The 23070-nt window shown below is 50.5% G+C and carries 18 protein-coding genes; 8 read left to right on the top strand and 10 right to left on the bottom strand.

Features of this window, described 5'->3' with window-relative positions; all coding sequences use genetic code 11:
- Positions 1 to 99 precede the first annotated feature (99 nt).
- The gene (gene tyrS / locus CFF01_RS14305) at positions 100 to 1296 is read left to right on the top strand and encodes a tyrosine--tRNA ligase (RefSeq protein WP_088905232.1); all 1197 of its coding nucleotides are present in this window, start codon (positions 100 to 102) and stop codon (positions 1294 to 1296) included.
- Between the two features lie 114 nt (positions 1297 to 1410).
- On the opposite strand, the gene CFF01_RS14300 is transcribed toward tyrS, so the two are convergent.
- The 6 genes from CFF01_RS14300 to CFF01_RS14275 all read right to left on the bottom strand — a co-directional run bounded on the left by CFF01_RS14300 (position 1411) and on the right by CFF01_RS14275 (position 6139).
- Positions 1411 to 1890 carry a nuclear transport factor 2 family protein gene (locus CFF01_RS14300; RefSeq protein ID WP_033540087.1) on the bottom strand — a complete coding sequence of 160 codons (480 nt, stop codon included), beginning with the start codon at positions 1888 to 1890 and terminating at the stop codon, positions 1411 to 1413.
- A gap of 1 nt (position 1891) precedes the next feature.
- Positions 1892 to 2512 (bottom strand): trimeric intracellular cation channel family protein, encoded by a 621-nt coding sequence (locus tag CFF01_RS14295; RefSeq protein ID WP_033540086.1) that lies wholly within the window; start codon positions 2510 to 2512, stop codon positions 1892 to 1894.
- Complete coding sequence (locus CFF01_RS14290) at positions 2509 to 2898, bottom strand: DUF2721 domain-containing protein (protein ID WP_033540085.1); 390 nt, start codon at positions 2896 to 2898, stop codon at positions 2509 to 2511. The genes CFF01_RS14295 and CFF01_RS14290 overlap by 4 nt, the downstream gene beginning before the upstream one ends.
- A gap of 108 nt (positions 2899 to 3006) precedes the next feature.
- Positions 3007 to 3990 carry a cobalamin biosynthesis protein CobD/CbiB gene (locus tag CFF01_RS14285; RefSeq protein ID WP_088905231.1) on the bottom strand — a complete coding sequence of 328 codons (984 nt, stop codon included), beginning with the start codon at positions 3988 to 3990 and terminating at the stop codon, positions 3007 to 3009.
- 29 nt (positions 3991 to 4019) lie between these two features.
- Entirely contained in the window at positions 4020 to 4712 is a 693-nt protein-coding gene (gene mtnN, locus CFF01_RS14280) for a 5'-methylthioadenosine/S-adenosylhomocysteine nucleosidase (RefSeq protein WP_033540084.1), read from the bottom strand.
- A 521-nt stretch (positions 4713 to 5233) separates the two neighbouring features.
- The gene (locus CFF01_RS14275) at positions 5234 to 6139 is read right to left on the bottom strand and encodes an abortive infection family protein (protein WP_088905230.1); all 906 of its coding nucleotides are present in this window, start codon (positions 6137 to 6139) and stop codon (positions 5234 to 5236) included.
- 378 nt (positions 6140 to 6517) lie between these two features.
- On the opposite strand from CFF01_RS14275, the gene CFF01_RS14270 reads away from it, so the two are divergent.
- Positions 6518 to 7531, top strand: a complete 1014-nt coding sequence (locus tag CFF01_RS14270) for an IS110 family RNA-guided transposase (protein WP_088905927.1) — start codon at positions 6518 to 6520, stop codon at positions 7529 to 7531.
- Between the two features lie 262 nt (positions 7532 to 7793).
- Positions 7794 to 8204 carry a hypothetical protein gene (locus tag CFF01_RS14265; protein WP_088905229.1) on the top strand — a complete coding sequence of 137 codons (411 nt, stop codon included), beginning with the start codon at positions 7794 to 7796 and terminating at the stop codon, positions 8202 to 8204.
- Between the two features lie 5 nt (positions 8205 to 8209).
- Here the strand turns inward: CFF01_RS14265 and CFF01_RS14260 are convergent, their stop codons facing one another.
- Together CFF01_RS14260 and gltB are read right to left on the bottom strand one after the other, a co-directional pair.
- Positions 8210 to 9619, bottom strand: a complete 1410-nt coding sequence (locus tag CFF01_RS14260; RefSeq protein ID WP_088905964.1) for an FAD-dependent oxidoreductase — start codon at positions 9617 to 9619, stop codon at positions 8210 to 8212.
- Positions 9620 to 9624: 5 nt separating this feature from the next.
- Positions 9625 to 14073: a glutamate synthase large subunit gene (gene gltB, locus CFF01_RS14255; RefSeq protein WP_088905228.1), complete on the bottom strand. Its 4449-nt coding sequence runs from the start codon at positions 14071 to 14073 to the stop codon at positions 9625 to 9627.
- 485 nt (positions 14074 to 14558) lie between these two features.
- On the opposite strand from gltB, the gene CFF01_RS14250 reads away from it, so the two are divergent.
- The 3 genes from CFF01_RS14250 to oxyR all read left to right on the top strand — a co-directional run bounded on the left by CFF01_RS14250 (position 14559) and on the right by oxyR (position 17141).
- Positions 14559 to 15470, top strand: a complete 912-nt coding sequence (locus tag CFF01_RS14250; protein WP_088905227.1) for a TIGR01212 family radical SAM protein — start codon at positions 14559 to 14561, stop codon at positions 15468 to 15470.
- 199 nt (positions 15471 to 15669) lie between these two features.
- Positions 15670 to 16035, top strand: a complete 366-nt coding sequence (locus CFF01_RS14245; RefSeq protein ID WP_033539764.1) for an Hpt domain-containing protein — start codon at positions 15670 to 15672, stop codon at positions 16033 to 16035.
- A 194-nt stretch (positions 16036 to 16229) separates the two neighbouring features.
- Positions 16230 to 17141, top strand: coding sequence for a hydrogen peroxide-inducible genes transcriptional activator OxyR (gene oxyR, locus CFF01_RS14240; RefSeq protein ID WP_052125687.1), 912 nt, complete (start codon positions 16230 to 16232; stop codon positions 17139 to 17141).
- 380 nt (positions 17142 to 17521) lie between these two features.
- Here the strand turns inward: oxyR and CFF01_RS14235 are convergent, their stop codons facing one another.
- Both CFF01_RS14235 and mutH read right to left on the bottom strand, forming a co-directional pair.
- Entirely contained in the window at positions 17522 to 18601 is a 1080-nt protein-coding gene (locus CFF01_RS14235) for an adenylate/guanylate cyclase domain-containing protein (RefSeq protein WP_033539765.1), read from the bottom strand.
- 259 nt (positions 18602 to 18860) lie between these two features.
- Positions 18861 to 19538, bottom strand: a complete 678-nt coding sequence (mutH, locus tag CFF01_RS14230; protein ID WP_088905226.1) for a DNA mismatch repair endonuclease MutH — start codon at positions 19536 to 19538, stop codon at positions 18861 to 18863.
- Positions 19539 to 20231: 693 nt separating this feature from the next.
- Here mutH and rppH point away from each other — a divergent pair.
- Together rppH and ptsP are read left to right on the top strand one after the other, a co-directional pair.
- Positions 20232 to 20756, top strand: a complete 525-nt coding sequence (gene rppH, locus CFF01_RS14225; RefSeq protein ID WP_033539767.1) for an RNA pyrophosphohydrolase — start codon at positions 20232 to 20234, stop codon at positions 20754 to 20756.
- Between the two features lie 22 nt (positions 20757 to 20778).
- Positions 20779 to 23010, top strand: coding sequence for a phosphoenolpyruvate--protein phosphotransferase (gene ptsP / locus CFF01_RS14220; protein WP_088905225.1), 2232 nt, complete (start codon positions 20779 to 20781; stop codon positions 23008 to 23010).
- The last annotated feature ends 60 nt before the right edge of the window (positions 23011 to 23070 follow it).

Raw genomic sequence — 23070 nt, 5'->3', positions numbered from 1 at the left:
AAGCCGATCCTGTTAGTGTACACTCTTTCATTTGTGCTGGCTAACAAGTAACATTAGTCCCCATTATTTACTTACCGGCTCTCAGGAGTAGCTGCCAAGATGGCTGATTTAGACCAAGCATTAGCAGAAATTAAACGTGGTACCGACGAGATTTTGCTCGAATCGGATCTGCTGGAAAAACTCAAAGAGGGACGTCCTCTGCGCATCAAGTTGGGGGCAGACCCTACCGCGCCAGATATCCATCTTGGCCATACGGTGATCCTTAATAAGATGCGTGCCTTCCAGGAGCTGGGGCATGAAGTGATCTTCCTGATCGGTGATTTCACCGGCATGGTAGGTGACCCGAGTGGTAAAAACAGCACGCGTCCACCGCTGACCCGCGAGCAGGTATTGGCGAATGCCGAAACCTATAAAGAGCAGGTCTATAAGATTTTGGACCCAGCCAAGACGCGTATCGAATTTAACTCAAGCTGGCTAGAGCCGCTCGGCGCTGCGGGCATGATACGTCTGGCGTCACAACAAACTGTGGCACGTATGATGGAGCGCGACGACTTTAAGAAGCGTTACGCCTCGGGACAGTCGATTGCTATCCACGAATTTATGTATCCACTGCTACAGGGCTATGACTCGGTGGCGTTAGAGTCCGATGTCGAGCTGGGTGGTACGGATCAGAAGTTCAACCTGTTGATGGGCCGTGAGCTGCAAAAAGCCGCGGGTCAGAAGCCACAAACGGTTATCATGATGCCGTTGCTGGAAGGTCTGGATGGTGTGAAGAAGATGTCTAAGTCTGCCAACAACTATATCGGTGTGAGTGAGCCTGCCGGTGAGATGTTCGGTAAGATCATGTCTATCTCTGACGACCTGATGTGGCGTTACTTCGAGCTGCTCTCATTCCGTCCACTGGAAGAGATTGCCCAGCTCAAGAGCGATGTCGAAAATGGCACTAACCCAAGAGATGTGAAGATCGCCCTGGCTAAAGAGATCATCGCTCGTTTCCACGACGAGGCGGCGGCAGAAGCGGCGCATCAGGAGTTCATCAATCGCTTCCAAAAAGGCGCAATTCCCGATGATATCCAAGAGATTGAGATTGTTGCCGGTGAGGGTATCGGTATCGCCAACGTGCTTAAAGACGCCGGTTTGGTGAGCTCGACCTCTGAAGCGATGCGTATGATCAAGCAAGGCGCCGCCAAGCTTGATGGCGATAAGATTGAAGACAGCCGCCTAGTGCTAAATTCTGGCATGACAGGTGTGTTCCAGGTAGGTAAGCGCAAGTTTGCCAAGATCACTCTGGTTTAACCGCTTAGCGGTTAATACTGAGAGTATTAATGTAAAGAGGCCTGCAGATGCAGGCCTTTTTTTATGTTCGTTTGATGCTAGTAATTTAGCGGCCAGAAGGCTGGTGGTAAAGTATTACTGGGTGGCGAGCTGGTCTTGCATGGTCTGATAATCCATTAGATCTTCATGCTCTTTGACTCTGTGATTGGCCAGATCCAGCCTGACGGTGGTGACGCCAGGGATAGCCAGCTCGATCACCTTGCCCGGTTTGCCAAACAGACTACCCGGACCACGGTAATGGTAGTTACCTATCATCACCACCAAAGAGCCTGAGTTATACATATGTTCTATGTTGAAATCATATTCCAGTACGCCGCGATGGGCGCGCTCGAAAAACTCGATAATATCGCGCTGCCCTGTGTAGGTTTTGCTGGCAGTGCGGTCTTTAAAGATGCTCTCGCGATTATAGAAAGAGGCTAGGGTGCGATAGTCGTGATCGGTCAGCGCTTGGATATATTTGATCGCCATCTGTTGCTCGGCGGGCATATCGCCAGGTGCCGCCTGGGATGCCAGGGGCAATATCATCAGAATGCTAACTAAAAACTGCTTGATCATCTTATGTTTTCTTTAAGTCGAACGCCGGAAGTCGTAGGTGCCACTTGATGGCGGCCAGTCGTATGACTAACGCGCTTATCATGGCGACGGCCAAGGCCACCTTATCTGCCAAGCCCCAGGCGATGGCACAGGTATAGCTGATCCCACCAAAAATCGAGGCAGTCGCATAGATTTCGGTGCGTAATATCATGGGCACCTGGCGACAGAGTATGTCACGAATAATGCCGCCTCCCACGCCAGTTATCAAGCCCATTACCACGGCAATCATACCGCTGAGGCCAAGATTGAGTGCTTTTTCTGCACCGATCACGGTAAAAAGCGCCAGACCTAAGGCATCGGCTACCGGCAGTGTGTATTGCGGCACCTTCTTGGGTTTACGAATAAAGATCAGTGTCAGCAGTACGGTTGCCAGGATCACTATGATGTAGTTAGGGTCGCGGATCCAAAATACCGGTGTGGTTCCCAGCAGGGCATCGCGTATGCTGCCGCCGCCGATGGCGGTGACCGAGGCCAGAACTATGACTCCGAAAGGGTCCATACGGTGACGTCCTGCCGCTAGCGCGCCAGAGAGGGCAAAGACTGCGGTGCCGCACAGGTCGAAAAAGTAGATCCACTCCTTCATTGATCTAGCTCTTGTAGGTGATAGTTCAGGGCATCGACCGAGATACGGATCTCAATCACAGACAGTACCAGAGAATAGAGCAGAAGCAGCAGGCTTGAGCCGAAGATGATAGAACCTGTTTTATTAAAACCGATATAGATGAAGATCATACACAAAACGCAAAGGGCGAAGCTGGAAACGCCCGCCTCTTGCATGCGGCGAATGATGACGATGCGTCTGCGCAGGTTTTTCAGCTGACCAGAGTGTACTGGCTTTCCCTCGGCGCTCAGACTGCGGATCAAGGCCGCCAGTGAGAAAAATCGGTTGGTATAGGCTAGCAATAACAATGAGATAGCCGGAAATAGCAGCGCCGGTGTGGTCAGTGAAATATGGAGGTTATCAAACAAAGTCGTTATGCCTATAGCGTCATGATGTTGCGGCCAGAAGAGAATAATACCAAGCGGTTGAAGCTTGTCTAGTCAAAAGCACGGGCCGTGATACCTGAGATGTAGCGATTATGCGTGTGCCAGCAGCCTCAAGATAGCCCAGAGGCAGGGGAGTAAAAGCAGCGAGAGTATCCAGATGCCTTTGCTGAGCCGGGCCAGTTTTAGGGCGGCGCTGATGGTGTGGAGGGTCGGCTTGGGACCTGTACCTATGCGCATAAGCACCACTTTGTGACCGGCAAACTTTTGTGGGCCGCCAAGCTCTGTATTGAGCACCTTAGCCGCCAAGGCGCAGGTAGGCAGGTAATTGTTGACCGGCTGTGGGCTCTTAGGTGGTCTTAACAGCTGCATCAGGGCGCCAGGGCCTCCCTGGATAGCCAAGGTGAAGTTCCAGGCCTGAGTGGGCAGCCAATAGATTAAAGAGCTCAGCAGATAGGCCGGGCGGCCAAACTCACGATACTCAGGATTGAGCGCCGGCCAGGTGTACTCCAGCTGTTTGATCATCCTCGCCCCCAGGACTAAAGGCGCGCCGCCGATGGCGAAAAAGAGTATGGTGGCGACCGTGCCATAGATGGAAGTGGTAAGCAGTTTTTCGATAACTGTCTTACAGAGTCCAACCTCGGAAAGCTCGCGGGTGTCACGATAGACCCAGTGACTCAGCAGCTGGCGCGCTTGCTGTTTATCCTGACGGCTGAGCGCCTGAGCGGTTTCTTCGGCCACCTTATGAAACTGCTCATCGCACAGACAGAGATAAAGAAACACGCACTCGAAGAACCAGGGAAAAGCAGCAAGCTCCAGCAGAAAGCTTAAGATCAGCCAGAAGGGAACAACTAATAGCAGTATAGAGAGGCTGCCCGCCAGTCGCTGCTGACCCGCATCGCGATCGCTCCGAGCTACCTTGGCCGACAGGCTTTTGGCCAGGTGAGAAAACCAGTAGAAGGCCTGGTATTCCCGGGGGAGCGGCGCAAGCAGCGCCATCACTATTGCCACCAACAAGATGGCAGCCCCTTGGTAAAAGGGGCTGTCCGTCAGTAACTGCTGAATAAGATCCTGCATCTTGCGGTGTCAGCCTTAAGGCGTGATGCTTAAAGCTGTTTTAGCAGGGCGATCACCATCAGTGCCGAGTGATGACCCGCCTTGACCAGATAGCTGTCAAAGTCGACCGGTGAGTCGTTGTTGGCGTTGTCTGACAGTGAGCGGATCACAACGAAGGGCACCTTGAACTGGTGACAAACTTGAGCAATCGCAGCGCCTTCCATCTCACAGGCAGCCATGGTGGGGAAGTTTTTCAACATCACCTTAGTGCGCTCAGGATCGCAGATGAAGCTGTCGCCGGTGCAGATAAGGCCTTCAATTGCCTTCACCTCACCCAGGCTTGCCACGGCTTGCTTAGCGGCATCAACCAGCTTAGCATCGGGAATAAAGGCGGCGGGTTGCTGCGCCATCTGGCCAATTTCATAGCCAAAGGCGGTGACATCCACGTCATGGTGACGCACCTCTGAGGAGATAACGATATCGCCGATGGCCAGACTGTCGACGAAGCCGCCAGCAGAACCTGTGTTGATCACGTAATCTGGGGCATATTTCTCAATCAGCAGGGTAGTGGCGACACTGGCGGTGACCTTACCTATGCCAGAGCGGGTGACGATCACCTCTTTGCCCTCAAGCTGTCCAGCAACAAACTCTATGCCGGCGATGGTTTGGGTCTGAGTGTCTGTCATAGACGCGATAAGATGAGCGACTTCTGGCTCCATGGCGCCGATAATACCAATTTTCATTGAATGCCCTTTATGGTGGAGGTGGATCTGGCCGCGCCCGTGGCGCAGCCTGTCATAGATAATGGCCGCTAATATATCAATAAAGTGGTTCGGTGGCGAGATAGGGGGACTCACGCCGAGACATCAGGCGTTATTTTGAATTGCTTGCGGCAATTCGGTTTCGCTAATTGAGCGTTAAACTTATTTGGTGTTTGAAGGTGGGGTTTATAACCATTAGGTTATGGTTTACCTATTGCCTGCGGCAGGCTCATGTGCAGATACGCCTGTGAGACGCCGTGAATACATTCCCTGTAGGCTCTACCGAAACATCCCTGTTTCGGAAGCTCACCGGCGTATCTACACCAGGTCATCCATCTCTTCGATTTAGCCGCATCTGGTATCCAATACCTGTCAAAGCTATATCATTCTTGGATAGGTATGAGTTTGCGAAGAAACATTAATACCTTAAATTCAGGTTCTGAAATCTGTCGAATTAACGCTCGGAAAAGCCTGAAACGTAGCGAGTAGGATGCTTGCGCTTGTTAACTGTCACTCTGTTCACGGTGCGTTTCAACTAAAAATACTGCCAATGTTGATGCGGCTCCAACCGCTAGCTTTGCATGACGCGAGCTCAATCCTTTAGCATTTCCTTCTTTACCATGGCCTGTTCCGTATTTATTTCTTAGTTCAGCTACTCCACTCGCAACCGTTGCTAAATTGCTCAAAAGCTTTCTAATAGAGTCAGCAGCTTTAGCTTCATCCGGGATATCACTTGGTGTAAGTTTTAGCTCCTTAACAGTTGCTTTCACAAGTTTTGGCACGTCATCAGAATTTCCCACAGCGATATTTCTTTCCGCGAGAATCGTTTTACAACAACTTTCTATCAATTCTTTGGCTGTACCAATAGCTAAGCTAGGATCATTATTAACCGCAGCCTCCATGCGAGTAATCTGTTGAGCAACATATACTAAGTCTGTACCACTAAGAACTTCTTTAGCTGATGACATTCCCGGCATTGAAGCCGTGCCGACATTTCTTCCTATGTAAATGGGCTTCCCTGAAATACGTGTTTTTTCCGCCAGCTCAAAGCCATCATTTCGTAAGAACTCGTTATATAGCTGTACTAATCGTTGCGACTCAGTTGCATCTGACCAAACGATTGGGTGAACTGTTTCAGCTAGAAACCTAAGTAATATTTCGTCATCTCCATTCATGAGCTGAAATCGAGAGTCGTGAAAAATCCAATGATCTTCCCAGTCATAGTTATTGACTCTATGCTGCCAAATATCTCCGGCTGCATCTGGAAATCTTTGATCCGTTGAGCTGATCTCCTGAAGATTGTAAATACGTGCCAAAAACTCAGGCTCTTCAAGTGAGCCCGCCCAATCTATTTTCTCTACGATAATTGCATCGAAGAGGTCTCTTCTCGTTATTTGAGTAATCTTCATAGTTCGATCGCAACAGTTAAGGCTTATTAGCGAGAATGTCGGATATGTAAATCGTCATCACCTCATGCATCTCGTAATAAAAACTTTTAAGCGCATGAAATTTATACCAATAATATAGTTGCATAACAAGGAGAATGTGAGCTGGTCCCAAAAAAGGCGAGCAATCTAAAGAGTGCTGATTTAGTTTTCCTAAACGTTATCAAGAGCGGCCAAATCGAAGAGACGTTAGATACCGGGTGTAGATGCATCTGCGGACGTCGATGGCAGGGATGCCATCGTCGAGCCTCCACGGATGATGAGATGGACACCTCTTGTAAAGTCGGCGTCAAAAGCGCCATATTGAATTTGCGAGTTCAATATCAACAAAAGGTGTCCACTATGAAAGTTACTCTAATTGGTATCGATTTGGCAAAAAATGTCTTCCAAGTTTGTGGTGTGAATCAGGCTTGTAAATCTGTATTTAATCGTGCACTTCGTCGACATCAACTTATGGCGTTTTTAGCCCAATACCCTGATGCAATCATAGCTATGGAGGCTTGTAGCGGGTCAAATTACTGGGGAAGAAGCTTAAAAGCTCAAGGTTATCAAGTAAGGTTAATTCCCCCTCAGCATGTGAAGCCTTTTGTCAAAGGTAATAAAAACGACCGTAATGATGCCTTCGCTATTTGTGAAGCAGCGTATAGACCTAATATTCAATTTGTAGAGCCTAGAACGTTAGAGCAGGTTGATATGATGTTGGCGCATCGAATCAGAGAAAGGCAGGTCGATGCCAGAACAACATTGATTAATCAAATCAGAGGCCTGCTAAATGAGTATGGTATCGTTATTGCTCAAGGCAAAGAAAGCCTTAAAGCAGCATTACCTGACTTAATTGAAGATGCAGAAAATGAATTAACCGAAAGAGCTCGAGTCCACTTTACTCTGCTACACCAAGAGTGGAGCGCGATTGATGAAGCCATAAAGTCATCAGAAAAGGATATCAAACAGCAGGCCCAGGCTTCCGAAGGAGCTAAACTACTAATGCAAATAAAGGGAATAGGAGAAATTACGGCAACAGCCGTAGTCTCGTTTGCAGGTAATGGTTCGTCCTACAAAAACGGTAGACATTTTTCAGCAAACATTGGCTTAGTGCCAAAAGAGCATTCAAGCGGTGGAAAGCAGAGTCTTGGCGGGATAACGAAGCGAGGTAACCGTTACCTCAGGAAGCTACTTATTCAATGTGCTTGGTCGATTATAAGACACTGTAAAACAGCGCAAGACAGGCTGTCTGTTTGGGTTAAAACGCTTATCGAACGGCGAGGCAGTCACAAGTCTGCAGTCGCACTGGCTAACAAGTTAGCAAGAATTGTTTGGGCTATTCTATTTAAGAAAACGGAGTTCAGAGCGGTTTGACCTGTAAGTAAAACAAACCATGTACTGCTAAAAAGTAATGTAACAACAGGTAATACCGGCCTCTACAACACCTGAGAGAGTCCATGAACCTAAGAGTTCGGAGGGACGGTTAAGGCGTAGAGGCGCGGTTCTCATTAAGGCCAGAGCCTCTAATTGCTCATAAACAGGTCGGATATACGGACGCAGTAATATCTTTTGTTACTAACAAATTAGCTATTGAATCTATCGAGGTGTCCATATATGGATTCACGGCGTGTAGCAGATGTATCTGCACATAAGCCTGCTGCAAGCAATTAATTACCATGAAGGTGAGGTTTTCAACAATCCACCCAATACTCAAACTGGTAGACGCTGCAACCCGAAAGTATTACCACATTCCCCCGCCGGGCAGGCGTTAGGTTGCCATGAAGGTGCGACCTTCAAAATCCCATCAAATGCCCAAACAGGCCAGACGCTACAATCTATAAGTCCCCCACACGCCCCCGCCGGGCAGGCGCTAGGTAGCCATGAAGGTGTGACCTTCAACACCCCACCAAATACCAACATAGCCAGAAGCAACAAAACCAAAAAACCAGCCTGGTTTTCCCCAGGCCAAAAAAAGCGCTTTAACTCTCACTCAAAGTTAAAGCGCCAATCACAAGCCAAACGGTTGAAGTTTAGATTCTCAAGTTAACGAACCTAAGCTTCGAAGGTGTTTAAGATCCCCAATGCTGCATCACGGCCTTCGGCGATGGCTGTGACCACAAGATCTGAGCCGCGCACCATGTCGCCACCGGCGAACACCTTAGGGTTGCTGGTCTGGAACGGATTGTCGGCGACCTTAGGGGCGACCACGCGCTCCCATTGATCCAGCTCAATACCATAGTCGGCAAACCACTTGGCAGGGCTCGGCTGGAAGCCGAAGGCGATGATGATGGCATCGGCCTCGATGAGCTGCTCGCTGCCTGCAATCGGCTCAGGGCGACGACGCCCCGACTCGTCAGGCTCACCCAGAGCGGTCTCGACACATTCGATGCCGCTGACCACACCATCATGAGTCTTGATAGCCGTCGGCTGGCGGTTGAACAGGAAGTTGACTCCCTCTTCACGAGCATTTTGCACCTCGCGGCGCGAACCTGGCATATTGGCCTCGTCGCGGCGATAGACACAGGTCACCTCGCTGGCGCCTTGCCTAACGGCTGTGCGTACACAGTCCATGGCGGTGTCGCCACCACCGAGTACCACCACCTTCTGACCGGCCAGGCTCAGATAAGGGGCTTCATCGTCTGTGGTGCCCATGACGTTGTGGGTGTTGCCAATCAGATAGGGCAGGGCCTGGTAGACGCCCTTGGCATCTTCGTTTTCCAGACCGGCCTTCATCGGGGTGTAGGTGCCCATGCCGAGGAAGACGGCATCATATTCGTCCAGCAGGGTATCGAAGCCGATATCCTCGCCTACGGTAACGCCGAGACTGAACTCTATCCCCATCCCTTCGAGGACGGTGCGGCGGGTCGCCATAACAGATTTATCCAGCTTGAAGGCGGGAATACCATAGGTGAGCAGGCCGCCTATCTGAGGATGCTTGTCGAACACCACCGCCTTGACGCCGTTGCGGGCGAGGATATCGGCGCAGCCAAGGCCAGCCGGGCCCGCGCCTATGATGGCGACGCGCTCCTTACGTTCAACCACCTTGCTCATATCCGGGCGCCAGCCCTGAGCGATAGCGGTGTCGGTAATGTATTTCTCTACGTTGCCTATGGTGACGGCGCCAAACTCGTCGTTGAGGGTACAGGCACCTTCACACAGTCTGTCCTGAGGACAGACGCGGCCACAGATCTCCGGCAGTGTGTTGGTCTCATGGACCAACTCAGCCGCCTCAAGAATGCGTCCCTGTTTGGCCAGTTGCAGCCAGTTGGGGATATAGTTGTGCAGCGGACATTTCCACTCACAGTAGGGGTTACCACAGTCTAGGCATCGGTCAGCCTGCTCTTTCACTTGAGGCTGTGCAAAGGGCTGATAGATCTCGATAAACTGCGTTGCGCGTTTCTTGGCGTCGTGTTTGGTCGGATCCTTACGGCCTACTTCAATAAATTGAAAATCGTTACTCATGGCCATTACCCCGCTACCACTGCTAATGCAGGTTCAGATTGTTCCAGACGTAAGAGATCATCGAGCGCCACATTCTTAGGCTTGATCAGGACGAAACAATCGATCCAGTTTTCAAAATCGTTTAACAACATCTTGGCGTGCTCACTGCCGGTCTCGGCTACATGCTCTTCAATCAATCCTTTTAGGTGCTGTTGCTGTATCGGCGCCGTCACCTTCTGCATATCCACCATCTCAGTATTGAGACGACGGTTGAAGTGGCCGAAGCGGTCGAATACATAGGCGAAGCCGCCTGTCATACCTGCGCCGAAGTTAACGCCTGTCTTGCCCAGCACTACGACGATGCCGCCAGTCATATACTCACAGCCGTTATCGCCCAGTCCTTCGACCACGGCGATGGCGCCTGAGTTACGTACGGCGAAACGCTCGCCTGCCTGACCGGCAGCAAACAGCTTGCCGCCGCTGGCGCCATAGAGGCAGGTGTTGCCCAGGATCACGCTCTTCTCGCTCTGGAACATGCTGCCCACTGGCGGATAGAGGGTGATCTTGCCGCCCGACATGCCTTTACCCACATAATCGTTGGCATCGCCGCAGAGGTTCAGGGACAGGCCTGGTGCATTCCACACGCCAAAGCTCTGACCCGCGCTGCCGCTAAAGTTAAGCTGTATCGGTGCCTTGGCACCCTGACGGCCAACCTTGGTGGCGATATAGCCAGACAGGGCAGCGCCCACAGAGCGGTCTGTATTGTTGATCTCAAAGCGTGCCTCTAAGGCTTCGCCCTGATCTACTGCCTGCTGACAATGACTTAGAATTTTCTGGTTAAGCTCGCCCTTGTCATCGGTTGGGTTAGTCTCACGCCAGGTGAGGGCGCAGCCTTCTGGTACTTCCGGCTTATAGAGAATGGCCGACAGATCCAGCTGCTGCTGTTTATCTGTAGTGCCTTCTAAGGCCGAGAGCCAGTCGCTGCGACCGACCAGTTGTTCAAACTCGGTGACGCCCAATGCCGCCATCCACTCACGGATCTCGCGGGCCATAAACTCGAAGTAGGTCATCACGCGCTCGGGCAGGCCGTGGTAGTGATTGTCTCTGAGTTGCTTGTTCTGGGTCGCGACACCTGTAGCGCAGTTGTTGAGGTGACAGATACGCAGGTATTTACAGCCAAGGGCGATCATAGGTACGGTACCGAAGCCGAAGCTCTCGGCGCCTAGCAGGGCCGCCTTGATCACGTCGGTGCCAGTCTTAAGGCCACCGTCCACCTGCAGGCGGATCTTATGGCGCAGTCCGTTAGCCACCAGTGATTGGTGTACTTCGGCCAGACCCAGCTCCCACGGGCTGCCGGCATATTTCACCGAGGTGATAGGGCTAGCGCCCGTACCGCCGTCGTAACCTGAAATGGTGATCATGTCGGCATAGGCCTTGGCCACGCCGGTGGCAATGGTGCCCACGCCGGGCTCAGATACCAGCTTGACCGAGATCATCGCCTTAGGATTGATCTGCTTAAGGTCGAAGATCAGCTGAGCCAAGTCTTCGATAGAGTAGATATCATGGTGCGGCGGCGGTGAGATCAGGGTGACGCCTGGGCGTGCATTACGCAGCGCGGCGATCTCTACGCTCACCTTGTCGCCAGGCAGCTGACCGCCTTCACCTGGCTTAGCGCCTTGGGCGACCTTGATCTGCAGTACCTCGGCGTTCACTAGATAGTGCGCCGTGACGCCGAAGCGGCCCGAGGCGATCTGCTTGATGGCCGAATTACGCTCAGAATTAAAGCGGCGTGGATCTTCCCCGCCTTCGCCCGAGTTTGAGCGACCGCCGAGGCGGTTCATGGCAACGGCCAGCGCCTCGTGAGCTTCTGGGCTGAGGGCGCCGATACTCATGGCGGCGCTGTCAAATCTTGGGTAAAGGGTCTCGGCGGCTTCGACCTTATCGAGTTCGACAGCCTTATTGTCAGCCTTAACGGTGAAGAGATCCCTCAGGGTTGCCACGGGTCTGTCGTCCACCAACTCGGTGAAGCGCTTGTAGACGCCATAGTCCTGGTCTCGTAGGCTCTGCTGCAGGGTGTTAACCACATCCGGGTTGAAGCAGTGGTACTCACCGCCTTCAACATACTTCAGCAGACCGCCCTGAGGTAGCGGCTGATGGGCCTGGAAGGCCAGCTTCTGCAGCGCCTGTTGATCTTTCTCTAGTAGGGCAAAGTTCGCGCCCTCGATGCGGCTGACCACACCCTTGAAGCAGAGTTCGACCACATCTGATGAGAGGCCGATAGCTTCAAACTGCTGGCTACAGCGGTAAGAGGCAACGGTACTGATCCCCATCTTGGACATGATCTTACGTAGTCCCTTGTCGATGCCCTGACGGAAGTTGAGCATCAGCTGCTGGGTTTCGCGTACGCCATGACGGCTGGCCAGCGCAGAGATACTTTCGTAGGCCAGGTAAGGGTAGATGGCGGTAGCACCAAAGCCCAGCAGCACGGCGAAGTGGTGCGGGTCTCTGGCCGAGGCGGTCTCGACTATGATGTTGGTGTCACATCTTAGGCTCTTGTCGACCAGCACCTGCTGCACGGCGCCCACGGCCATGGCGGCGGGGATCACTTGCTTGCGCTTGTCGGTGGCTCGGTCGGACAGGATCAGCAGAGTGGTGCCGGTGCGCGCCAGGCGCTCGGCTTCGTCGCAGACGCGGCGAATCGCCGCCTCTAGTCCTTCGCTGAGATCGTAATTGAGATCCACCGTATTAGCGCGGTAGTAGGTCGAATCCAGCGCCAGCAGCTGATTGAAATCGCTGTAGAGCAGGATAGGCGAGTTAAACATCACGCGGTAGGCGTGACCCGTGGTCTCATTAAACAGGTTCTGTTCGCGGCCGACACAGGTGGCCAGCGACATCACGTGCTTTTCCCGTAGGGGATCGATAGGAGGGTTGGTTACCTGAGCGAATTTCTGGCGAAAGTAGTCGTACAGAGTACGAGACTTTTTCGACAGCACCGCCATCGGCGTATCGTCGCCCATGGAGCCTGTGGCTTCTTCGCCTTTCTCGGCCAGCACCCAGATCACTTGCTCTAACTCTTCGCGAGAGTAGCCAAATTGCTTCTGGTATTGCACTAGGGTGTCAGCAGAGAACTCGCATACGCCCTGGGCCTCGCCAGGCATCTGCTCGGCGGGGATTAGGGTTTGACTGTTCTTGGCCATCCACTCTTTATAGGGGTGGCGGCGTTTAAGATCGTTATCAATCTCGAACGAGGAGTAGAGCTGACCGTTAAGGGTGTCGAGCACCAATAGCTCACCTGGGCCAACACGGCCTTTTTCGAGTACCTCGTCCGGTCCATAGTCCCAGATGCCGATCTCTGATGCCAGGGTCAGGATTCTGTCTTTGGTGATCACATAGCGTGACGGACGCAGGCCATTACGGTCCACCGCGCAGGCCACATGGCGACCATTGGTCATCACGATCCCCGCTGGACCATCCCAAGGCTCCATATGCATGGAGTTGAAGTCGTAGAAGGCCTTTAATTCATCATCCATCTCTGGGTTACTCTGCCATGCAGGCGGAATAAGCAAACGCATGGCGCGGTACAGATCCATACCGCCGGCAAGCAGCATCTCCAGCATGTTATCCAGCGAAGAGGAGTCAGAACCGCTTTCATTCACAAAGGGAGCGGCTTGCTGCAGATCCGGGAGTAGCGGTGCATTAAACTTGTAGGCACGTGCGCGGGCCCACTGGCGGTTGCCCGTGATAGTGTTGATCTCACCATTGTGGGCGAGATAGCGAAACGGCTGCGCCAAAGGCCACTTGGGCGAAGTGTTGGTTGAGAAACGCTGGTGGAATAAGCAGATAGAGCTTTGTAGGCGAATATCGGCCAGATCTGGATAGAAGGCTGGCAGATCGGCGGGCATCATTAGCCCTTTATAGACGATCACCTGGCCGGAGAGACTGGCGACATAGAAGTCTTTACAGTCTGTCATCTGTTGTTCGAGACGGCGACGCGCCATATAGAGGCGACGCTCGAGATCTTTCTCTCGCCAACCGATAGGGGCATTAATCAATACTTGCCAGATCTTAGGTTGGCTGGCCTGACCGATAGGGCCAAGCACCTCAGGATTAACCGGGACTTCACGCCAACCGGCTACGCTTAAGGTTTCTTTTTCTAACTCACGCTCAAGGGTGCGCTTGGTATAGTCTGCTACCGCCTCATCTTGGCTTAAAAACAGCATGCCCACGGCAAACTTGCGGCTCAGGTGCCAGTCGTTTTCATTGGCGACGGCTTCGAAGAATTTAATGGGGAGTTGCATAAGCAGGCCGCAACCATCGCCGGTACGGCCATCGGCAGCAATACCACCACGGTGTTTCATGCGATCCAGGCCATGAATGGCAGTACGTACAATTCTATGGCTGGCTTCGCCATCCATTTGGGCGATTAAGCCAAAACCACAGTTATCCCGTTCAAAACTGGGGTGATACAAGCTCATATAAAAACTCCCTAATACTAACCAATACTTCGTCGGGGAAATTCATGCGATTGATGTGCACCCGAACCATCCAAATTAACTTTTGCCCAGCAAAAGGTCAATTCAAATTTATGCATAAAATGTGACTGGCAAGGCGTGTTTTATACGCTTTTAAATTTAACTTTACGTTAACGTAAACTGTTTTTGGTGCGCTATAACATTATGAATAAAAAGAATTTTGATTTAAGTCTCAAAAGACCTTTACCAAAATGTAACAAATAGGGTTATTGTCTTTTAATCTAAAAAAATGATTTTTATTGCAGATACAGTGAATTTTTTAACAAATCTAAGACCAATGTATTAGCCAGAGTGTGCAGCGGGGCTAAGTTTAGCTTCAGTTTGTGATGTGGGACACGGGTTAAGGGGCTAAACATTGATGTAGCGCCAAGAACTCATTTTTAGGGCCAGTTACAATCCCTGCCTTTTATTTTTCGAGAGAGAACCCCGTGGGACTGGATAGTCACGTCAATACTTTTGGTCTGCATTGCAAAGCCAAATATGGCCAGCGCCTAAAGAAGCTGACCTTAGATGCTAAATTTACCTGTCCAAACCGAGACGGCAGTCTGGGGCGAGGTGGCTGTACCTTCTGTAACGTGGCTTCTTTTAGTCATGAGCATGGCACTGTCGATTCCATTGCGGTGCAACTGGCGAAGGGGCGCGAGCGTGCTCAAGGCAAGACCACAAAGTTTATCGCTTACTTTCAGGCTTATACCAGTACCTATGATGAGTATCGATTACTTAAGCAGCGCTATGATGAGGCGGTGGCCGATAAAGATATTGTCGGCTTGTGTGTCGGTACGCGTCCCGACTGCGTCAGCGATGAAGTGATTGAGTTACTGGCGGGCTATCAGGCGCGCGGCCTTGAGGTCTGGCTGGAACTTGGGTTGCAAAGTGCCAATCTAGAGACGCTTAAGCGAATCAACCGTGGTCATGGGTTTGAGGAGTATAGAGACACAGTGACGCGGGCAAGAATGGCGGGGTTAAAGGTCTGTACCCACCTTATTTTGGGGCTGCCCGGTGAAACACATGAGGATTTTTTAGCTAGCCACCAAGCGGTACTTGCCGCGGGTGTCGATGGATTAAAAATTCATCCACTACATATCGTCGAAGGCAGCACCATGGCTAAGGCTTGGCGCGCTGGGCGGATGACATTATTGTCCCAGCAAGCCTATGCCGACAGTGTCGGAGAGTTGATACGCCATACGCCTAAAGAGGTGATTTTTCATCGTGTTACTGCTTATGCTAAGAAGCCTATCTTGTTGGCACCCGATTGGTGCGCCTATCGCTGGGAGGGGTTAGTCGCGATAGTGAAGAACCTCGAATCTCTCGGGGGACAAGGGCATTATTTGACCCGATAGGCTAAGTGATCAATTTTCAATTTAGGGGCTAAAAAAGTGAATAATTGGGCAACTAATTTAATATGTGGTTAATGAAAGGTTAAATAAGAGCCTATTTAACTTGCATATGCTTCAATTAGTTGCGCCCACCATTCTAGGCGCTATTATGGGGTAAATTTTATTCTTGTCCCGTCAGCATTTTTTCGAGAGGTGCCTTAATATGGCAACAGCCGAGTTAGAATCAATATTGGATCTCAATACCCTTGAGCAGTACTGCAGCGCTATTGGTGCAGGTACCTTGCTTAAGAGTGTTGTCTTGTTTGAGCAGTTGATGCCTGAGTATGTTGGCAACCTGGTGAATGCTAAAGAAGCACAAGACAAAGATACCTTATGTTCTGAAGCGCACAAATTTAAGGGCGCAGCCGGTTCTGTTGGCTTAAAGCGTATCCAGCAGTATGCTCAGTTATTGCAACATGGCGAAGCGCCAGAGTGGGCGGCCGAGCACGCTAATTGGTTACAGGTGATTGTCGATAATGCTAGCAACGACTTGGCTGAGCTGAAGGCTTACTTAGAGTCGAAAGCCTAAGCCCTAAGCTTAAGCTACTGAGTTTACCAACGCCCCTGATGAGTGATCATCGGGGGCGTTTTAGTTTGTGCGTTAATTAGCCGCTTTTGGGTAGCGCTTCACACTTCTGGCACAAGAGTGGGTTAATCCTAATGGTGCTTGTGCTAGAGTTAGATAGAGTATTTGAATGTAAATGGAAGCTGGTAATCGATTTTATGAAACATCTGCCAAGTCTAAAGAACCTTTACTACCTGGTGAATCTTTATCAGGAACAGAATTTTAATCGCGCGGCCAAGCTGTGCCATGTCAGCCAGTCTACCCTGTCGAGTGGCATTCAAAATCTGGAAGAGCAACTCGGCCATCAATTGATCGAGCGGGATCATAAATCTTTTATCTTTACCGCCATTGGCGAAGAGGTGGTTCAGCGTTCACGCAAGCTGCTGACCGATGTCGATGATCTGGTGGAACTGGTCAAGCACCAGGGGCAACCCATGACAGGTGATATTCGTCTGGGCTGCATCCCTACCATAGCGCCGTTTCTGCTAAGCCGAGTGGTGAAACATTGTCAGCAGGAATATCCAGAGCTGACCCTGTTTTTAAAAGAAGATACCACAGAGCGGTTACTTGATGCGCTAGGGAAGGGCGAGCTGGATCTTTTACTGTTAGCGTTACCGGTCGATACCAGCGGATACCACAGCATGAAAGTGGGCATAGATCCCTTTAAACTGGTGATGCATAAGGAGCTGAGCAGCGAGGTACAACAGCCGATCGATTATAAAGCGCTGCCCGATGAGAGTATTTTCCTGCTGCAATCTGAGCACTGTATTACCGGTCATGCCATCAGTGCCTGTCGTCTGGCCGACAGTGATAAGATCAACCCCTTTGCCGCTACGAGTCTGCATACCTTAGTGCAGATGGTAAACAGCAAGTTAGGCACCACTTTTTTGCCACAGATGGCGATAGATGCTGGGATTTTGAACGACACAGATCTGATTGCATTGACCCCACCTGGTGAGGCGCCCTATCGAGACATAGGTTTAGTGTGGCGTCAGACTTCCAGCCGTATCATGACCTTTAGAACCTTGGGCAAGGCGATTCAAAGTTTGTTGGAGCAGGCGGAAAGCTAAGGGCTGTTGATCTTTTCTGTTTGTTTTTGCGAAAGTTTGTAGGTGATTTGTATTTAGCAGAGTCGGTGATCTGTAGTGAGCGACATAAACCGGCGATAATGCAGTAGCAAAGGCCTACAAGCGCTGCCCCATAAATACTGCTCAAGGGTATTCTTCTAAACGCACCCTGTTGATTATGAAATGGCCTGCAAAGCTGTTAGAGATCGTTTCAGACGATTTCTTAGTTGCTCGTTCTTAGTTGCTCGTTCTTAGGTGCTTGCAATTCACATATTACAAATATGCATCATTACTCATGTTTCGAGACTCATGCCTCGAGACTCATGCCTCGAGCAAAACGGGTTTAGATTGAACAAAAATGAAATCTGAAAGGAAAACAGGTCCTAATTATTGCTACCCTTGGGGGAAACGCCATATACCTCGATAGAGTGTTGTTTCCCCTTGAGCTTAATCGGCCCGAGATTGGCGAAGTCGTAGTGACTTTTACTGGTATCTATGAGGGCTTGCAAGGAGCCTGAGATCAACATGCGTTGACCCATAGGGTTACACTGATCTTGCAATCTTGCCAGGGTGTTGAGCACGTCGCTAAAGAAGCTAATCTCTTGCTTTTGCACACCCACGACTGCCGCGACCACTTGCCCACAGTGAGCTGCGGCCTTAAATTTAGGCACAAAACCATACTGCTCTTCGAAATATTTGCGCTGCCAGTTGAGTTGCTGACTGAATTCATAGTAAATGTTGAAGCTGCGATCTTCTATGATGCCGTTTTCCAGTGGCCAGTGTATCAACACAGCATCGCCCATGTAGCGATAGATCTCGGCATCATTATTCACCACGGTATCCGACAGTAGGCTAAAACAGTCCTGGATCAGACGACTGAAGCGGTAATCTCCCAGAGACTCGGCATGGGTGGTCGAGGCTACCATATCCAGATAGAGAAACAGACGCTGCTCATATCTGGGTCTGTGATACTTCCCCAAGCCAATATTGAGCAAGATTCGAGGGCCGACCAGCAGTGCCATCTGCTCGATAAAGGCGAGACCCACACGTACCGCGACGAGATAGATGATAAGTGCCTGAAATGCGGGACTGTATAGAATATGGGCGGTCAGCATCTGCCTGAGGGTCGACATATGGTTTTCGATGGCCCACATGTTAAGGAACTGGGTCATATAGGCCAGCGTTGTGGCCCCAAGCAGAAGGAAGAGTCCCTTAAAGATCACCGAAAACAGATAGGGCAGGCGGTTGATGGCGCTATAGTCTGCGATGAGATTCGACATCCAATGCAGGCTACCAAAGATGATCCCCATGTAGATTGCCAGCGTCGCGAGATCGGCAGTCCCTACCGCCCATTGCGGTAGCTCTGGTGTTTGGGCATAGCGGAAAAAGACGAACGCCGCCATGGCGATAGCCCAAGCGAAAATGGCAAATATGAGCTTCTTTGCTTGAATGCGTGCTCTCACGGTGACAGATAATTCCTAACTGCTGCACAAATCTCAGGATGCGCTAGTGTATAGAAAACACCCCTACAATTTCCAGTGATATTTGTGATCTAGGTCAAATGAAGTCTAGATGTGCCAAAAAAGCGACAATTTTATGTTTCTAAATTGTTAAGCTACCGTGTTTGTTGTTTTTTCTTAGCGTTTACTGATGTAAATTTAGCCAGCCAGCCCATTGCTTATAAGTCTACTTGAGGATCAACACACTCGGTTTTGGCGTTGATTAAGGACAGATATAACGGTTAAGGATCTGCTGAGTAAAAGGGATCTTGAGGTAGAAGCCTCTGGGATTGGTCAGTTTTATTTGGCCATTGCTGGCGATACTTTGAGTGAGGGCTCGGCTGTTAGCCCCCTTGGGTCTTAGCTGTAGTACTTCGCCGTGGCGGGCTGTGATCTGCTCTACCTTGCCTAGCGCGATTAGCTCCATGATCTCCTCCCAGTCCTGGCGGATCTGCGACAGCTCCTCTTCGTTTGGGGTCCAGAGGATAGGCGTACCTATGCGTCTTTCGCTTACGGCTTTATGGCGAATTCCTTCCACCGGTATCCACAGCACCCGCTGTAGCTTATGAAAGACCAGACTGTCTTGCCATCTGAGGCCGCTGATGTTGATAAGTGGTGCCACAGTGACATAGGTGGTTTCAAGGGGTTTACCTGACTCATCCACAGGAATCGTTTTGAGCTCTACGCCCAGGTGCAAGAAATCTTGTTCAGGTTTTGAGCCTGCGGTGGCACCCAGCTCAAGCTCAATGAGTTGGCCTATCCAGCCTTTATCACGTTTGAGATTGTCGGGCACAGCAATGGCGTGTAGTTCGGCCAGTTGGCCTAAGGTAAGGCCTGCCATATCTTGGGCCCGAGACATGAGTTCGTCGACGGAGGCCGGTGGTAAGGATCTGCTTTTCATAGGAAGGATTCTACCCGAGTTATACACTTTAGCAATCACGGTTAAAATTTGCCCGAAATCTTTGTGCTGAGTTAACCACAGCTGAAGCTTTGCTTAAGTTAATGAAATTTAACTATTAACTCTTATTTGGTCTTGATATCTTCTGGTCGCTTATCGAGTTACTCCGTGATTTCCCCACTCTTTCCAACATACTTATCCACAGAATTATTGGATAACTGTGAGTGTTGATTGGCAAGATGAACAAAAAGGCTCATGTCAAGGGGATTTAGCGGGCTGTTTAGCGCCGCAATATCACATAATTGCTTTTATCTGTGAATAACCTTAAATAACTGCAAGTGTCTTTTTATTCCATTCACCCTTTGGGTGTTTTTTGTGCGATCGCAGTTTGTGAACAAATGACCCTATGGTTTTTACAAAAATTTTCTATTTTTATTCAGCGTTTTAGCTTTGTATTTTGTCAGCCTCAAATGAAGGCTTTTGATCTTCATTTAGGCTAAATTGACAATTTTAACTGAGTTTCAAACAGAGATATCCACAGATTTTGTGGATATCCTCGGTTGATATCGAGAGTGTCTGTTGATAAAAGCAAAAAAATTGGTTTTTTATCCAATCAATATCTGTTAACGGGGAATTGCCGCCGACGCCGCTTTGTGAAACAATCGATTCATTAGAATATTTCAATTTGGAGTCCATGTGATTGATAGTGACGGCTTTCGTGCAAATGTAGGCATCATTATCTGTAATCGCTTTGGGCAGGTGATGTGGGCCAGACGCTTTGGTCAACATTCCTGGCAATTTCCGCAAGGTGGCGTGGATGAAGGCGAAAGTGCCGAACAAGCCATGTATCGGGAGTTGTATGAAGAGGTTGGGTTAAAGCCTGAGCATGTACAGGTGTTAACCTCAACTCGTTCCTGGTTGCGTTATAGATTACCAAAACGGTTAATTAGGCAAGACAGTAAACCCTTATGTATCGGACAGAAGCAGAAGTGGTTTTTATTACAATTAAAGAGTCAGGAGTCGGCTATCGATCTGGCGGCCACGGGGCATCCTGAGTTTGATGATTGGCGTTGGGTCAGTTACTGGTATCCTGTCAGGCAGGTGGTATCCTTTAAACGTGATGTTTACCGCAAGGTGATGAAAGAGTTTGCGCCGACGACGTTAGCGTTTCAGGCGCAGGAAAATACCCATAGTGGCAGAAGGCGAGGTCGCCGCAGGTAAGATTAAGATGGAGAGATAGGCTGTGTTAAAAACGCTCAGGGATATTACTCAGGCCGTAGCCGCAGCCGAAGATCTTCAATCTGCCTTATCGCTACTCGTTAGCCAAACTAAATCGGCAATGGAAACCCAATGCTGCTCTATCTATATCTTAGAGGAGCAGGAGTTGGTGCTTTCTGCGACCGATGGTCTGGACCCCAGGGCCGTTGGCCGAGTCAAGATGCCCATGAGCCAAGGCTTGGTCGGACTAGTGGCCGAGCGCGAAGAACCCGTTAACCTGGCCGATGCCCAGCAACACCCCAGATTCAAGTTGTTTACCGAAGTCGACGAGGAAGATTTTCGTGCCTTTCTCGCCGTTCCCATCATCTTTCAAAAATTGATCTTAGGCGTGCTGGTTGTGCAGCAGGCCGATGCCCGCCAGTTTAGTGAGGCCGAAGAGGCCTTCCTGATGACCCTGGCTGCCCAGTTAGCGGTAGCCGTGCGTGAGCAGCGTAAGAAGGCTGAGGTGAAATCGGCGCCAGATAAGTGTCTTTATACCGGGACTTCAGCGGCCAGTGGCGTGGTGATTGCCCATGCTATGGTGCTAGGTGGTGAAATAGCCTTAGATCAACAGCAGCATCAGACCCAGGATATCGAAACTGAGCTACAGGCATTGAGTCAGGCGTTAGATGCTTGTCGCAATACCCTAAGTGCCCTGTCGCAACGTTTCGATGGCGAGAATGAGAAAGAGGTGCAATCTATCTTCTCGGCACTGCTTTTACTGCTTGATGATACCAGCTTAGGCGGTGAGTATGTGCGGGAGATCCACGCGGGCTGGACGGCGATCTCTGCGGTGAGCCGTGTGTCGCTGCGCTACATCGACCACTTCCTTAAGATGCAAGACCCCTATATGCAAGAGCGCGCCACCGACATTCGTGACTTAGGTCAGCGTGTTCTGCGTGAATTGATTGAGCCACAAAAGATGCAGCTGGAACTCGATGTGCCGGTGATCTTGGTGACTAAGGAAGCCACGGCGACCATGTTGGCGGAATTTCCCCAGCATAAGCTCGTTGGGATTGTCACTGAGCAGGGGGGAGTAAACTCCCATGCCGCGATTTTGGCGCGCGCCTTTGGTGTTCCCGCTGTGATTGGGGTAGAGGGGATCCTTAATGCGGGGATTGATGGTAAGCAGTTAATTCTCAACGCCAATCGGGGGCAGGTGCTCATCTCGCCAACGCCGACTCTGATTAGTGAATATCGCAGTTTGATTTCGGCCGAGAAGGCATTGCAAAAGCGGTATGCGGCTGAGCTTTCACAACCCGCTACAACTCTCGATGAGCGTCGTATTCATCTCTATCTCAACGCCGGACTCTTGAGCAGCTTGGCTTCGGAAATAGCCGAAGGGGCCGATGGTATTGGCCTGTATCGTACCGAGATCCCTTTTATGTTGCAGACTCGCTTTCCCAGTGAGGCTGAGCAGGTCGAGGTGTATCGCCAGGTATTAGATGCGGCGGTTGGCCGCCCGGTGGTGATGCGTACCTTAGATGTCGGTGGTGATAAGCCGCTCTCTTATCTGCCTATCACCGAAGAGAATCCCTTCCTAGGATGGCGAGGAATACGCCTAAGCCTAGATCATCCAGAGCTTTTCCTGGTGCAACTAAGGGCTATGTTAAATGCATCCGGTGGGCGCGATCAGTTACATATTTTGCTACCAATGGTTTGTTGCCTCGATGAGATCGATCAGGCTATCGCCTATCTTGAGCAGGCCTATCTTGAGGTGAAGCAAGATGTTCATCCGGATCTACAGCGACCTAAGTTAGGGATCATGCTGGAAGTGCCAGCGCTCTTGTTCCAGCTGGAAGAGGTAGCTAAACGGGTCGATTTTATCTCAGTAGGATCCAACGACCTGACACAATATTTACTGGCGGTCGACCGTAACAACCCCAGAGTCAGCACCCTTTACGATTGCTACCATCCAGGTATTTTACGGGCCTTGAAGCAGGCGAGATTAGCCTGTAAGCACTATCGACTGCCAATCAGTGTGTGTGGTGAGCTGGCGGGGGAGGCGATAGGCGTCCTTTTGCTCGTGGCTATGGGCTACACCCAGTTGAGTATGAACCAGGGTAACCTTGCCAAGATCAATTATTTGATCCGCAGAGTCTCCTATAGCGATCTCAGTGCCATCCTCAATGAGGCACTATCGCTCAGCAATGGAGCCGAGGTGAGGCAGCTATTGACTCAATACCTTAAAGATAACGAATTGGATGAGTTCTTATAACTGGGCTTGGGTAATTTCAATCTGCCATTATTTCCATTAAGCTAATGCCTCATTTTGCCA

The organism is Shewanella marisflavi (assembly GCF_002215585.1).
Taxonomy (GTDB): Bacteria; Pseudomonadota; Gammaproteobacteria; order Enterobacterales; family Shewanellaceae; genus Shewanella; species Shewanella marisflavi.
Note: the sequence above shows the minus strand (reverse complement) of the source record. Positions and strands in the feature narration are given on the sequence as shown.

What these genes read in the sequence shown, in the direction of transcription:
- tyrS (WP_088905232.1), top strand. Translation starts at nt 100, where the DNA reads ATGGCTGATTTAGACCAAGCATTAGCAGAAATTAAACGTGGTACCGAC.
- CFF01_RS14300 (WP_033540087.1), bottom strand. Translation starts at nt 1,890, where the DNA reads ATGATCAAGCAGTTTTTAGTTAGCATTCTGATGATATTGCCCCTGGCA.
- CFF01_RS14295 (WP_033540086.1), bottom strand. Translation starts at nt 2,512, where the DNA reads ATGAAGGAGTGGATCTACTTTTTCGACCTGTGCGGCACCGCAGTCTTT.
- CFF01_RS14285 (WP_088905231.1), bottom strand. Translation starts at nt 3,990, where the DNA reads ATGCAGGATCTTATTCAGCAGTTACTGACGGACAGCCCCTTTTACCAA.
- mtnN (WP_033540084.1), bottom strand. Translation starts at nt 4,712, where the DNA reads ATGAAAATTGGTATTATCGGCGCCATGGAGCCAGAAGTCGCTCATCTT.
- CFF01_RS14275 (WP_088905230.1), bottom strand. Translation starts at nt 6,139, where the DNA reads ATGAAGATTACTCAAATAACGAGAAGAGACCTCTTCGATGCAATTATC.
- CFF01_RS14270 (WP_088905927.1), top strand. Translation starts at nt 6,518, where the DNA reads ATGAAAGTTACTCTAATTGGTATCGATTTGGCAAAAAATGTCTTCCAA.
- CFF01_RS14265 (WP_088905229.1), top strand. Translation starts at nt 7,794, where the DNA reads ATGTATCTGCACATAAGCCTGCTGCAAGCAATTAATTACCATGAAGGT.
- CFF01_RS14260 (WP_088905964.1), bottom strand. Translation starts at nt 9,619, where the DNA reads ATGAGTAACGATTTTCAATTTATTGAAGTAGGCCGTAAGGATCCGACC.
- gltB (WP_088905228.1), bottom strand. Translation starts at nt 14,073, where the DNA reads ATGAGCTTGTATCACCCCAGTTTTGAACGGGATAACTGTGGTTTTGGC.
- CFF01_RS14245 (WP_033539764.1), top strand. Translation starts at nt 15,670, where the DNA reads ATGGCAACAGCCGAGTTAGAATCAATATTGGATCTCAATACCCTTGAG.
- oxyR (WP_052125687.1), top strand. Translation starts at nt 16,230, where the DNA reads ATGAAACATCTGCCAAGTCTAAAGAACCTTTACTACCTGGTGAATCTT.
- mutH (WP_088905226.1), bottom strand. Translation starts at nt 19,538, where the DNA reads ATGAAAAGCAGATCCTTACCACCGGCCTCCGTCGACGAACTCATGTCT.